This window comes from Marinobacter qingdaonensis, assembly GCF_034555935.1.
Taxonomy (GTDB): Bacteria; Pseudomonadota; Gammaproteobacteria; order Pseudomonadales; family Oleiphilaceae; genus Marinobacter; species Marinobacter qingdaonensis.
Genome location: NZ_JAYDCJ010000003.1, coordinates 2,069,561 through 2,083,205, shown reverse-complemented (window position 1 = coordinate 2,083,205; position 13,645 = coordinate 2,069,561). Strand labels below are relative to the sequence as shown.

General features: G+C 63.6%; 12 protein-coding genes. 3 read left to right on the top strand and 9 right to left on the bottom strand.

What is annotated here, in order from left to right; translation table 11 throughout:
• Positions 1-18: 18 nt before the first annotated feature.
• The 9 genes from U5822_RS12770 to flhA form a co-directional block, all read right to left on the bottom strand.
• Entirely contained in the window at positions 19-759 is a 741-nt protein-coding gene (locus U5822_RS12770) for a flagellar motor protein (protein ID WP_322856001.1), read from the bottom strand.
• Entirely contained in the window at positions 759-1,907 is a 1,149-nt protein-coding gene (locus U5822_RS12765) for a protein-glutamate methylesterase/protein-glutamine glutaminase (RefSeq protein WP_322856000.1), read from the bottom strand. The genes U5822_RS12770 and U5822_RS12765 overlap by 1 nt, the downstream gene beginning before the upstream one ends.
• 35 nt (positions 1,908-1,942) lie before the next feature.
• The gene (locus tag U5822_RS12760) at positions 1,943-4,093 is read right to left on the bottom strand and encodes a chemotaxis protein CheA (protein WP_322855999.1); all 2,151 of its coding nucleotides are present in this window, start codon (positions 4,091-4,093) and stop codon (positions 1,943-1,945) included.
• A gap of 17 nt (positions 4,094-4,110) precedes the next feature.
• Positions 4,111-4,896, bottom strand: a complete 786-nt coding sequence (locus tag U5822_RS12755; protein ID WP_322855998.1) for a protein phosphatase CheZ — start codon at positions 4,894-4,896, stop codon at positions 4,111-4,113.
• 20 nt (positions 4,897-4,916) lie between these two features.
• On the bottom strand, positions 4,917-5,300 hold the full coding sequence (cheY, locus tag U5822_RS12750) for a chemotaxis response regulator CheY (protein WP_138439470.1): 384 nt from the start codon (positions 5,298-5,300) through the stop codon (positions 4,917-4,919).
• 162 nt (positions 5,301-5,462) lie between these two features.
• Entirely contained in the window at positions 5,463-6,206 is a 744-nt protein-coding gene (locus U5822_RS12745; RefSeq protein WP_322855997.1) for an RNA polymerase sigma factor FliA, read from the bottom strand.
• Positions 6,207-6,236: 30 nt separating this feature from the next.
• A complete protein-coding gene (locus U5822_RS12740) occupies positions 6,237-7,049 on the bottom strand; it encodes a MinD/ParA family protein (RefSeq protein WP_322855996.1) in 813 nt (270 codons plus the stop codon).
• Between the two features lie 104 nt (positions 7,050-7,153).
• On the bottom strand, positions 7,154-8,440 hold the full coding sequence (gene flhF / locus U5822_RS12735; RefSeq protein ID WP_322855995.1) for a flagellar biosynthesis GTPase FlhF: 1,287 nt from the start codon (positions 8,438-8,440) through the stop codon (positions 7,154-7,156).
• A 60-nt stretch (positions 8,441-8,500) separates the two neighbouring features.
• A complete protein-coding gene (gene flhA / locus U5822_RS12730) occupies positions 8,501-10,675 on the bottom strand; it encodes a flagellar biosynthesis protein FlhA (protein WP_322855994.1) in 2,175 nt (724 codons plus the stop codon).
• 219 nt (positions 10,676-10,894) lie between these two features.
• Here flhA and upp point away from each other — a divergent pair, with 219 nt between their 5' ends.
• The 3 genes from upp to U5822_RS12715 are packed head-to-tail and all read left to right on the top strand — an operon-like array spanning position 10,895 to position 13,645.
• Positions 10,895-11,533, top strand: a complete 639-nt coding sequence (gene upp, locus U5822_RS12725) for a uracil phosphoribosyltransferase (RefSeq protein ID WP_322855993.1) — start codon at positions 10,895-10,897, stop codon at positions 11,531-11,533.
• A 2-nt stretch (positions 11,534-11,535) separates the two neighbouring features.
• Complete coding sequence (locus U5822_RS12720; RefSeq protein ID WP_322855992.1) at positions 11,536-12,792, top strand: uracil-xanthine permease family protein; 1,257 nt, start codon at positions 11,536-11,538, stop codon at positions 12,790-12,792.
• The gene (locus U5822_RS12715; protein ID WP_322855991.1) at positions 12,773-13,645 is read left to right on the top strand and encodes a class I SAM-dependent methyltransferase; all 873 of its coding nucleotides are present in this window, start codon (positions 12,773-12,775) and stop codon (positions 13,643-13,645) included. The genes U5822_RS12720 and U5822_RS12715 overlap by 20 nt, the downstream gene beginning before the upstream one ends.

Genomic DNA, 13,645 nt, shown 5'->3' with positions numbered 1-13,645 from the left:
ACGATGCCCCGACCATGGCTAGTGCAGGAAACCCCGCAGTCGCATTTCGATGGATTTCGGATTTTCACCCTCGGCGATGGCAATGATGCCGTCAATCATCATGTCCTGGTACCGGGTGCGAACCCGGACGATGCCCCGCAGTTTGTTGGCAATGGGGAAGAACAGCAGGTTGGCCAGGGCGACCCCGTAAATGGTGGCGACGAACGCGGTGGCAATGCCACCGCCCAGGGACTGGGGGTCTTCCAGATTGGTCATGACCTGGATCAGCCCCATGACCGCGCCAATGATGCCGATGGTGGGCGAGTAACCGCCCATGGCTTCGAACACCTTGGCCGATTCCAGGTCGCGCTGCTCCCGGGACTCCAGGTCGACCTCCAGAATGCTGCGAATGCTTTCGGTCTCGGCGCCATCGACCAGCAACTGCAGGCCCTTGCGGGCGAAGACTTCCGGCTCACGATCGGCCAGGCCTTCGAGACCCAGCAAACCCTGTTTGCGGGCCTTGACGCTCCAGTCGATGACCTTGCCAATGCCGTCTTCCATGCTGATGAACGGCGGCACGAACACCCAGCGCACCTGCAGGAAGGCGCGCTTCAGGATCGGCCAAGAGGTCTGCAGGATGGTGGCCGCCAGGGTCCCGCCGATGACGATCAGCGCCGCCGGCCCATTGAACAATGAGCTCAGGGCACCGCCTTCGAGCAGGTTGCCACCGAGAATGGCGGCGAACGCGAGGATGATTCCCAGCAGGCTCAGGATATCCATCAGCCGACCCCTTCCACCAGGCGCGGGCCAATGTCACCCAAGGGCAGCACCTCGTCGCTCAGCCCTGCCTTGGCCACCGCCATCGGCATGCCGTAGATGACCGAGGTCTTCTCGTCCTGGGACCAGACGTCCGAGCCACTCTGCTTCATCATCCGGCAGCCGTCGCGCCCGTCCGCGCCCATGCCGGTCAGGATCACCCCCAGGGTCTTGCCCGGAAAGCTGCGGGCCAGGGAACCGAAGGTGACGTCGACACAGGGCTTGTAGTTCAGGCGCTCGTCGCCGGGCAGGATGCGCACCCGGCCCTGACCGCCGCGGTTCTCGATCATCATCTGCTTGCCACCCGGGGCCAGCAGGGCCAGGCCGGGTTTCAGGATGTCGCCGTCTTCGGCCTGGCGAACCTGGATCTGGCACAGCTTGTTCAGGCGCTCAGCAAAGGCCGGCGTGAAACTGGCCGGCATGTGCTGGACCAGGACAATGGGTGCCGGGAACGATGCCGGCAGAGCGGTCAGGACCCGCTGCAGCGCGACCGGGCCGCCGGTGGAGGTACCAATGCCAACCACGCTGTAGTGTTTGGCGGCCCCTCGCCGGGCCGACCGGCGGGGCGCTTCCGGCTCGGGCGCCGGGGCCGAGGCGGCCGGGCGCGCGGGCGGGGTTGTACGAGGACTCGGGGAATGCGGCCGGGGCCGGGTCGGTTCTGCCGGACGGGCCACCGGCGCGCTGGTCGGCGCGGGGCTGGGTCGGGCACCCGGCCGGCTGCCGGCGACGTCCAGGATGCGATCGATCAGGATCTTCTGCAGCTGACTGGTGTCCCGGGCGATCTCCTCGAAATTCTTGGGCAGAAAATCCACCGCACCGGCTTCCAGGGCGTCCAGGGTCACCCGGGCGCCTTCGTAGGTCAGCGAGGAGAACATCAGCACTGGCACCGGGTGTTTCTGCATGATCTCCCGGACCGCGGAAATGCCGTCCATCACCGGCATCTCGTAATCCATGGTGATCACGTCCGGGCGCAGCCGTTGGGCCAGCTCGACCCCTTCGCGGCCGTTGGTGGCGGCACCGACCACCTTGATCTGGCCAGACCCGGTCAGGATTTCCGTCAGCCGCTTGCGAAAGAAGCCCGAGTCATCGACGACCAGGACAGAAACTGTCATCCCTTTCTCCTACCCAATTCCGGTCCCGAACGACGTCAGCTGTAGTGCTGCAGCAGGCTGGGAACATCAATGATGAGGGCGATCCGACCGTCGCCGGTGATGGTCGCTCCGGCCATGCCCGGCGTGCCCTGCAGGGCCCGGCCCAGGGGCTTGATGACCACTTCTTCCTGGCCGACCAGTTGGTCCACCACGAAGCCCACCTGCTTGGTACCCATGGCAACGATCACCACGTGGGCGTTCTCCGGCTCGGCGTTGCCGGCGGCGCCTTTCACCAGCCAGCGCTTGATGTGGAACAGGGGGAAAACCTTGTCCCGGACCACGATGCATTCGCGGCCATCGACGATGTTGGTCTTGGTCAGGTCCAGGTGGAAGATCTCCACCACGTTCACCAGCGGCAGCGCAAACGACTGCTCGCCCAGCATGATCATCAGGGTCGGCATGATGGCCAGGGTGAGCGGCACCTTGATGATGATCCGCGAGCCCTTGCCCAGCTCCGAGACGATGCTGATCTGGCCGTTGAGCTGGCCAATCTTGGTCTTGACCACGTCCATGCCGACGCCCCGGCCGGACACGTCGGAGATCTGCTCCTTGGTGGAGAAACCGGCCGCGAAGATCAGGTTGAAGCATTCGTTGTCAGTCAGCCGATCGGCGGCGTCCTGCTCGTAGATGCCCTTCTCGACCGCCTTGCGCCGCAGCACCTCCGGATCCATACCGGCGCCGTCGTCCTCGATGGCCAGCAGGATGTGATCGCCTTCCTGTTCCGCCGACAGGGTCACGGTGCCCTGACGCGGTTTGCCGGCTTTCTCCCGGACCTCGGGCGCTTCAATGCCGTGGTCCACCGAGTTGCGCACCAGGTGCACCAGCGGATCGGACAGCGCCTCAACCAGGTTCTTGTCGAGGTCGGTCTCCTCCCCGTGCATCACCAGGTTCACTTCTTTTTTCAGGCTGCGGGCCAGATCCCGGACCACCCGGGGGAAGCGACCAAAGACCTTCTTGATCGGCTGCATCCGGGTCTGCATGACCGCGGCCTGCAGGTCGGTGGTAACCACGTCCAGGTTGGACACCGCCTTGTGCATGTGTTCGTCTTCGCTGTCCGCACCCAGACGCTGCAGCCGGTTCCGCACCAGCACCAGCTCGCCGACCATGTTCATGATGTCGTCCAGGCGCTTGGTGTCGACCCGCACGGTGGTTTCGGCGGCCGGCGCCGCGTCCCGGGCCGGTGCCGCCGACTTGGCAGCGGGCTTGGGCTCGGGCGCCGGTGTCGCCGGCTCGGCTTTTTTCGGCTCGGGCTGCTTGGGTTCCGGTGCCGGTGCGCTGGCGGCGGGCTCGGGCTCGGCCTTGGCCGTGTCGGCGCCCGTGGGGCCACCGCCCTTGCCGTGCAGCTCGTCCAGCAGCTTCTCAAATTCGTCGTCGGTGATCAGGTCATCGCCGCCGGCCTGGGCCGGCTGGCCGGCGCTGGCCGGGACCGACTCGGGCGCACTGGCGCTGGATCCGGCCGCGTCCTCGGACGCAGGCGCGCCAGCAAACTGGCCTTTGCCGTGCAGCTGGTCAAGCAGCGCTTCGAATTCGTCGTCGGTGATGTCGTCGCCCGCCCCGGCGTCCGCGCCCTGGTCGGCACCGGTCGGGGCCGGCTCGGAGGATGATTCGGTCTGGGCAGGGCCGGCGCCGGGTGCGCCGTCGTGCAGGGCGTCCAGCAACTGTTCAAATTCGTCGTCGGTGATGTAACCCCCGTCGTCGCCGTCGGCCACCGGCTCGGCACTGACGGGTGCCGCGGGCTGGGCCACCGGGGACTCGCTGGCCGGTTCCGCCAGGGCATCCAGAGAGACAATCAGGGAGTCCGGGGCGGGAGTCAGTTCCTCCCGGTTGCGGACCTGATCAAACATGGCGTTGACGTGGTCCAGGGCCTCAAGCACCACGTCCATCAGTTCCGAGTCCACCTTGCGCTTGTGGTTGCGCAGGGTGTCGAACACGTTTTCCGCGGAATGGCAGCAGTTCACCAGGGCTTCCAGCTGCAGGAAGCCGGCGCCCCCCTTGACCGTATGGAAACCCCGGAAGATGGCGTTGAGCAGATCGCTGTCGTCCGGATTTTGCTCAAGATCTACCAGCTGTTCGGACAGCTTTTCGAGAATCTCGCCTGCTTCGACCACGAAGTCCTGCAGAATCTCTTCATCAGCATCAAACGCCATGCGTCATCCTCATTTATTCAGAAACCGAGACTGGACAACAGGTCGTCGACATCGTCCTGTCCCGAGACTACATCTTCACGTTCGTTGGCCTTGATCTGTGGCCCGACGCCCTGCTCGGCCGATACCTCGGACTCTTCGATCTGGTGCACCGTGCCGGTGAGCTGGTCGACATGACTGGCCATCACCACGAGGCTGAGCATCTGCTCCTCCACCTCTTTCACCAGGGCCGTGACCTTCTGGATCACCTGGCCGGTGAGGTCCTGGAAATCCTGGGCCAACAAGATCTCGGACAGGTTGTTGTACATGGTGCCCGCATCGGTCGACAGGGACTCGAAGAAGCGATCGATGCGACCGTACAGTTCGCGGAACTCGGCCGGCTGCATTTCGCGTCGGCGCAGCCGGTGCCACTCGTCCCGCAGGGCGGTTGCCTCGTCCCGGACCTCGTGCGCCACCGGCATGGTCTCTTCCACCAGATCCATGGTGCGGTTGGCGGCCTGGCTGGTCATCTGCACCACGTACTCCAGACGATCCGAGGCGTCGCTCATTTTCGACAGGGCTTCCTGCTGTTCGGCGCTGCGCGGGTCAATCTGGAAGTTGCGAATGGCTTCGTGGAGGCTCCGGGTCAGACGCCCCACTTCGCGGTAGAGACTCTGGTCCCTGACCTCACTCAGTTCGTTGATCACGGTCATGGCCTGGGCAAAGTCCCCGGCCTGGACACTATCGGCCAGCTCCGCACTCTGACGCTGGAGCTTTTCCGTCACCTCCGGATCGAGGCTTCGATGGTTCTTGCTGGTATCGCTCATGAGAGCCATCCGACCTCTGGTTACTGGATGCGTTCGAAGATTTTCTCGATCTTTTCCTTGAGCACGGCGGCGGTGAACGGCTTGACCACGTAGCCGTTGACGCCGGCCTGGGCGGCCGCCACGATCTGGTCACGCTTGGCTTCCGCGGTCACCATCAGAACCGGCAGGGTCTTCAGGCTCTCGTCGGCACGCACGGCCTTGAGCAGGTCGAACCCGGACATCCCCGGCATGTTCCAGTCGGTGACCAGAAAATCGTACTTGCCGCTCTTCAGCATCGGCAGTGCGGTGTTGCCGTCATCCGCCTCATCGGTGTTGCTGAAACCCAGATCACGCAGCAGGTTCTTGATGATCCGTCGCATCGTGGAAAAGTCGTCCACGATGAGGATTTTCATGTTCTTGTCCAATGGGACCTCCAGTTAGTAACACCCGGAATTCGTTTGACCTTTAAGCACAACATCTAGCAGGCCGCGGTTTTGACCACTTATTGTCTGTTCTTTGCTGTCCATGTAAAGCATCGGTTACCAAAAACTACAGAGCTCCATGAACGGGACACACGGGCGGCAAACCTAGTCGTCGGTGTCCTGGCGCCAGCCGGCCAGTCGCCCCCGCAACCGTAATGCCGCCTGACTGTGAATCTGGCTGACCCTGCTTTCACTCACCCCAAGCACCGCCCCGATTTCTTTCAGGTTCAGTTCTTCCTGGTAGTACAGGCTCAGCACCAGTTTTTCCCGCTCCGGCAGGTCTTCGATCGCCTCGGCCAGATTGCGCCGGAAGGCGTCAGACGCCAGGCCATCGAGCGGATTATCACTGGCCTCTGCCTCTTCTATCGGCAGCTCTCCGGATTCATTAAGCTCATCGAGGCTAAAAAGTCGTCCGCTGTTGGCATCGGACAGGGAGGCGTGGTACTCGGACAGCTCTATGCCCAGCTCCTCGGCCACCTCGTGGTCCTGGGCTTCACGGCCGAGACGATCCTCGACCGCCTTGATGGCCTGGGAGATGCGGCGGGCGTTGCGGTGAACCGACCTGGGCACCCAGTCGCCCTTGCGGATTTCATCGACCATGGCGCCGCGGATGCGGATACCGGCGTAGGTTTCGAAGGTGGCACCCTTGGTGGAGCTGTAGCGTTGGGCCGCCTCGAGCAGACCGATCATGCCGGCCTGCATCAGGTCTTCCAGCTGCACGGAGGCCGGCAGCCGGGCCATCAGATGGAGGGCTATTTTCTTGACCAGCGGGGCGTGCTCCTCAATCAGCTGAGCAGCGCCGGTCGTGCCAGATTGCTGGTAGATTCCCAGATTTTTCGCCAATGTCATGTATCCGGTGTTGTTTTGACTGGATCAGATTCAGACTTCGACGAGCCGCTCCACGAAGAATTCGAGATGCCCGCGAGGCGAGGAAGGCAGCGGCCAGTTGTCCACTTTGTCCGCCAGCGCCTTGATTGCCAGCGATGCCTTGGCCCGGGGGTAGGCATCGAGCACGGCGCGCTGGCGCTGCACGGATTTCTTGACGGCTTCGTCGTAGGGCACCATGCCCACGTACTGCAGGGCCACGTCCAAAAAGCGCTCGGTGACCCGGGCCAGCTTCTCGAACAGGTGCCGCCCCTCCTGCTCGTTGCGCACCTGGTTGGCCAGGATGCGAAAACGGTTGGTGCCGTACTCGCGGTTCATCAGCTTGATCAGGGCGTAGGCGTCGGTGATCGAAGTCGGCTCGTCACAGACCACGAACAGCAACTCCTGGGAGGCGCGCAGGAAGCTGACCACCGATTCCGAGATGCCGGCGGCGGTATCGACGATGAGCACGTCAATCTGGTCGCCCAGCTCACTGAAGGCGTTGATCAGGCCGGCGTGTTCCATGGCGCTCAGATGGGTCATGCGCTGGGTACCGGACGACGCCGGCACAATCTTGATGCCACCCGGGCCGTCGACCAGAACGTCTTTCAGGTCGCACTCGCCCGAGAGCACATCGGAAATGTTGCGGTTGGCGGTTATGCCGAGCAGAACATCGATGTTGGCCAGCCCAAGGTCGGCGTCCAGGATCACCACGCGCCGACCTTTCTGCGCCAGGGCGATGCCCAGGTTGACCGACACGTTACTTTTGCCGACCCCACCTTTACCGCCGGAAACCGCAATCACCTGTACCGGATTTGCTCTGCTCATGTTAATTCGTGTCTCTCGCCAATTGTTCCGAGGGCTCGTCTTATTATTAACGGCGCCGGTTGTGCACGCCGGATACTCCATCATCCGGTACGGGTGTGTCCAGCTCAGGCCCCCTCGGCAACCGATTGCTGTTGCTGCAGGCTCTTCAGGCGCTCAACCGCCAACCGTACCAGGGGAACTGCGTCTGCGTGATGCAGGTCCTCGGGGATTTTCTGACCGTCCGTGTAGTAGGCCACCGGCAACGCGGTTTCCATCACAAACCCCAAGGATTCGCCAAGTGTCAGGGCTTCGTCAATCTTTGTCATCACGCAGCCCGAAAGATTAGCCATCTTATAGCAATGCCACACGGATTTCATGATGCGCGGCTGGCTGGTGGCGGACACCACCAGGTGGGTCCGGATCTGGTGGTGACTGCGCGCCAGCTCGGACAATTGCTCCTGGTAGCCACGGTCGGAGCTGGTCAGGCCGGCGGTGTCGATCAGTACCAGGTGCCGGTCGGACAGCTCGTCCAGGATGTCGTCCAGGGTGTGGCTCTCGTCCACCACCCGCACCGGCACATTCAGGATGCGACCGAACACGAACAACTGCTCGTGGGCGGCGACCCGGTAGCGGTCGGTGGTCACCAGGGCCAGGGAGTCGGCGCCGTGCTTGAGCACGTACCGGGCCGCCAGCTTGCCGATGGTGGTGGTCTTGCCGGAGCCGGTCGGGCCCACCAGGGCGTAGACGCCGCCCTCATCCAGCCATTCCTGGCGCGAGGTGCGAACCCCGGTGGCGAGCATCTTCAAAGCCTGTTTCCAGCCGTCCTCCAGCCGCCCGCCCTGATGCCGACGGGACAGTGAGCCGGCCAGGTCGCTGCTCAGACCAAACTCCTGCAGCCGTTCGGCCAGGCGTTGCTGTACGGCGGAGCCGGCGGGCTTGGCGGCCTCGGCACCCTGGGCGCTCATCAAGTCACGCAGCGAACTGATCTCCGCCCGCATCTGGGCCAGTTCATCGGAATAGCCCTTGGTTACGGGCGCGGGCGCCGGCTCAACGGCCTCGGTCACGGCGGCCTCATGGAGCTCGGCAAACGAGGCCTCGGCGTAGCTCGCGCCCTGGCTTGCCCGCTTCTCCCGCACTTCGCGGATACGATCCCGGGACCGGCTAAGCTCGTCCTCGAGCCGGCGATGCTGGTCGGCCTGCATCTCAGCCAGGCGGGAGCCATTGGTGGCGGTTTCGGCCTGCTCACCCAGACGCTGGCGCGCCATGTTCTCGTCGTAGTCCAGGGCCGTCACGATTTCGACGCCGCCGTCCACCCGACGATTGGAAAGAATCACGGCATCGGGTCCCATCTGCTCACTGACCTGCTTCAGGGCCTCCGCCATGCTCTGAGCAAAAAACCGTTTTACTTTCATCTTGCCTCTTCCTCCACCGGCGGTGCCGCTCGGGCGCCGGTCGCGTTATGTTCGGTTCCGTTACTGGCCAACGGACGCCACGATCGTGATCTGTTTGTTATCCGGGATTTCCTGGTAGGAGAGCACGTGCAGGCGCTCGACCCCGTAGCTGGCAAACCTTGCCAGCACCGGCCGCAGCGGGCCGGATACCAGCAGAATCGCCGGTTTGCCGAGCATCTCCTGGCGCTGAACACTTTCCTGCAGGGAACGCTGCAGCTTCTCCACCATGTTCGGCTCCAGAACCAGTCCGATGTCGTCCTGACCGCCGGATTGTTGACTCTGCTGAACAGACTTCAGCAATAACTGTTCCAAGTCTGGATCCAGGGTGATGACCGGGATCTCGGCCTCATTGCCACAGATGCTTTGCACGATCATCCGCCGCAGGGCCTGACGGGCCACGGTGGTCAGCAGTTTCGGGTCCTGGCTCTTGGGGTGGACGTTGACGATGGCCTCGGCGATGGAACGCATGTCCCGGATCGGCACTTCTTCCTTCAACAGATTCTGCAGCACCTTGAGCAGCAAACTGATGGACACGGTAGTGGGCACCAGCTCCTCGGCCAGCTTGGGCGACACCTTCTCGAGCTGGTCCAGCCACTTCTGCACCTCCTCATGGCCGAGCAGTTCGTGGGCGTGCTTCTGCAGCACCTGATTCAGGTGGGTGGCGACCACGGTGCTGGCATCGACCACGGTGTAGCCCAGGGTCTGGGCCTGGTCTTTCTTGTCCGGCTCGATCCAGATGGCCTCCAGACCGAAGGCCGGGTCCTTGCCTTCGATCCCCTCCACCTTGCCGAACACCTGCCCGGGATCGATGGCGAGCTCGCGCTCCGGGTGGATCTCGGCCTCGGCGATGGTGACCCCCATCAGGGTAATGCGGTAGACGTTGGGCATCAGGTCGAGGTTGTCGCGGATGTGCACCGACGGCATCAGGAAGCCCAGATCCTGGGACAGCTTCTTGCGCACGCCCTTGATCCGGCTCAGCAGCTGTCCACCCTGGGACTTGTCCACCAGCGGGATCAGCCGGTAGCCCACTTCCAGCCCGACAATATCGACGGTGGCCACGTCGTCCCAGCCCAGTTCCTTGGTTTCCGACGGCGCCGGCAATTGCCGACCGGTCTCGCTGTCGGCACCGGCCGGCAGATCCTGACCGGTGGTCCAGGGCATGCCAGCCGAGCCTCCGCGCCCGGCAAAGACGCCCTCCTCTTCCACGGTCTGGCGGTCGTGCTTCCAGATGTACCAGGCGGCGGCGCCGGCCAGGGTGCCCAGACCCAGGAACGCCACGTGCGGCATACCCGGGATCAGGCCGAGGATGATCAGGATGGCGGCGGCGATGGCCAGCGCCTTGGGCGCGCTGAACATCTGGCTGAGAATCTGGCCGCCCATGTCCTGGCTGGAGGTCACCCGGGTCACCATGATGGCGGCGGAGGTGGACAGCAGCAGCGACGGGATCTGTGCCACCAGGCCGTCACCGATGGTGAGCAGGGCGTAGCGCTGCATGGCCAGACCAAAGGTCAGGTCGTGCTGGAGCATGCCGATGGCCACGCCGCCGATGATGTTGATGGCCAGAATCAGCAGACCCGCGACCGCATCGCCCTTGACGAATTTCGAGGCACCGTCCATGGAGCCGTAGAAGTCGGCCTCCTGAGCAATCTCCGAGCGGCGATGCTTGGCCTCGTCCTGATTGATCAGGCCGGCGTTGAGATCGGCATCGATCGCCATCTGCTTACCCGGCATGGCGTCAAGGGTGAAGCGGGCGCTGACTTCCGAGACCCGGCCGGCACCCTTGGTAACCACCAGGAAGTTGATGATCATGAGAATCGCAAACACCACCAGGCCAACGGCGTAGTTACCGCCGATCAGCACCTCACCAAAGGACTCGATGACCTTACCGGCGGCGTCACCGCCTTCATGACCTTCGAGCAGTACAATCCGGGTCGACGCCACGTTCAGGGCCAGCCGCAGCAGGGTGGCCACCAGCAGGACCGTGGGGAAGGAAGCGAACTCCATCGGCCGCATGGCGTACACGCACACCAGCAGGATGACGATGGACAGGGTGATGTTGAAGGTGAAGAACACATCCAGCAGGAACGCCGGCATCGGCAGGATCATCATGCCGAGCAGGCCCATCAGCATGATGGGAATGCCAAGATTTCCCCGCGTCAGGGATTTGACGTTGTTGAGGACCAAAGCTCTGTCCATGCCGGGCATTTCTCCGATTGGCGGTTCGTTACTGGGCTCTCGGGGTCGAAAACCTGACGCAACGGCGTCATCTGATGGCAGTGTGGCAAGATCCGTACCACTCCTTACTCAATTTCCCCCACCTTTCTCCCAGCGCCGCCTGACGTACCCGACCAGATACGGTATCCTTGCGCCATTTAACGCGCTGCAAAACCCTACAGATAACGACACAGGTGACCTATGCCAATCCACGAGGTTAAACACCCCCTGATCCGACACAAACTTGGCCTGATGCGCCGGGCGGACATCAGCACCAAGAATTTTCGTGAACTGGCACAGGAAGTCGGCGCCCTGCTGACCTACGAAGCCACCAAGGACTTTTCCCTGCAGGAGCAGACCATCGACGGCTGGGCCGGCCCGGTCAACGTGGAGCAGATTCACGGCAAGAAGATCACCATCGTACCGATCCTGCGCGCCGGCCTGGGCATGCTGGACGGCGTGCTGAGCCTGATTCCGGTCGCCCGGGTGAGCGTCGTCGGCCAGATCCGCAACGAGGAAACCCTGGAAGCCAGCACCTACCTGGAAAAGCTGGTGGGCGAACTGGACCAGCGCATGGCGCTGATCGTCGACCCGATGCTGGCCACCGGTGGCTCCATGATTTCCACCATCGACCTGCTCAAGAAAGCCGGCAGCACCGAGATCCGTGCCCTGGTCCTGGTGGCCGCGCCGGAAGGGGTGGAGAAGGTTCTGGAGGCACACCCGGACGTGTCCATCTACACCGCGTCGGTGGACGAGCGCCTGAACGAGAAAGGCTACATCCTGCCCGGCCTGGGTGACGCCGGTGACAAGATCTTCGGTACCAAGCAGAAGGACGTCTGATCATGCAGGACCACACCAAAGATCCGGTCTGGAAACAGGCCATCGCGGGGTCGCAGATGCTGCTGGTGGCCTTCGGCGCGCTGGTGCTGATGCCCCTGATTACCGGCCTTGACCCGAACGTAGCCCTGTTCACCGCCGGTATCGGCACCCTGATCTTTCACGTGGTGACCGGCGGCCAGATCCCGATTTTCCTGGCGTCATCCTTTGCCTTCATCGCACCGGTGATCGCCTCCAAGGGCCGATTCGGCATGGAGGAGACCCTGGGTGGCCTGATGGCCGCCGGCATCCTCTATATCTTCCTGTCCGGCCTGGTGCGCCTGCGCGGCACCGGCTTCGTGCGCGCCCTGCTGCCACCGGTGGTGATTGGCCCGGTGATCATGACCATTGGCCTGGGGCTGGCACCGGTGGCGGTGCACATGGCGTCCGGTCGCACCGGTGATGGCGCCACCCAACTGATTCCTTATGACACCGCCATCTGGATCGCCATGATCTCCCTGGCCGTGACTATCGTCATGTCGGTGTTTGCCAAAGGCATCTTCCGACTGATTCCGATCATGTTTGGCGTAGTGACCGGCTACGTCCTCTCGGCCTTTGCCGGCATCGTCGACACCACCCCGATCCAGGAAGCCCCCTGGCTGGCGGTGCCGAACTTCGTGGCCCCGGAATTCAGCTGGGGCGCCATCCTGTTCATGATCCCGGTCGCCATCGCCCCGGCCATCGAGCACATCGGTGACGTGCTGGCCATCGGCAACGTGACCCGCAAGAACTACCTGGAAAAGCCCGGCCTGCACCGCACCCTGCTCGGCGACGGCCTGGCCACCAGCGCCGCCGCGGCCCTGGGCGGACCGCCCAACACCACCTACTCGGAGGTAACCGGCGCGGTCATGCTGACCAAGAACTTCAACCCGAAAGTGATGTGGTGGGCCGCCGTGACCGCCATCGTGCTGGCCTTCGTCGGCAAGTTCGGTGCGGCGCTGCAGACCATCCCGGTTCCGGTCATGGGCGGCATCCTGTGCCTGCTGTTCGGCTCCATCGCCGTGGTTGGCCTGAACACCCTGATTCGCCACCAGGTGGATCTGGCTGAGTCCCGCAACCTGGTGATTGTGGGCGTCACTCTGGTGTTCGGTATCGGTGGCATGGTGCTGGGGCACCTGGAAGGCATTGCCCTGTGTGCCGTGGCCGCCATCATCCTGAACCTGATCCTGCCTGGCCGCCGTGAGGCCTGGGGTAAAGCGGTCTATGAGCAGCAAACCAACTGACAGCTCGGGCATCAGCTTTACCGCCCTCTATACCGGTGCCGTCTGGCACCGGTATGGACTCTCCGACGATTGCCTCGCCACCCGCCAGGGGCGCTGGCTCTACCACCTGATGACCCCGTTCGAGTCCGCCAGCCAGCTGGCCATCGGCGGCAACATCAGAACCTTCCTGCTGCAACGCCACCTGATCATCGATGAACTGATCGACCAGGCCATCACCAGCCAGGGCATCACCCAGGTGCTGGAAATCGCCTGCGGCATGTCGCCCCGGGGCATCCGACTGCGCCAACGCCACCCCGACATCCACATGGTCGAGGCCGACCTGCCAGACATGGCCGGCCGCAAGGCGTTGCGACTGCTGGCCGCCGACCGCCTGGGAAGCAACCACCAGGTGACCCCCATCGACATCCTGGCCGACCACGGCGAACACCAGCTGGAACAGGTCCTCGACCGGGTATTCGATAACCGCAAACCGGTGATCGTGGTTACCGAAGGCCTGACCAGCTATTTCTCGCTGGACGTGATCACCACCTTCTGGCAACGACTCGCCGCCGCCCTGGCCCAGCGCCCCGGCTCGGTCTACCTGACCGAAAGCTATTACCGCCCCCGACCGCCACTGCTGAACGGCTCCCTCAACGCCCTGGGCAAACTCCTGGGCGCCGCCACCCGCAGCCAGGTCTCGTTCCACTTCCAGACCGACGACGAGGCCCGTCGCCATTTCCTCGACTGCGGCTTCCACTCCGCTGTGGTCCACGACCCACGTAACTGGTACGACCGCCTGGCCATTCCCGAGAGTCGCGGTGAGCCGATGGTTCGGGTGATTGAATCGGGCCTTAGTGATAAGGGGGCGACCTAG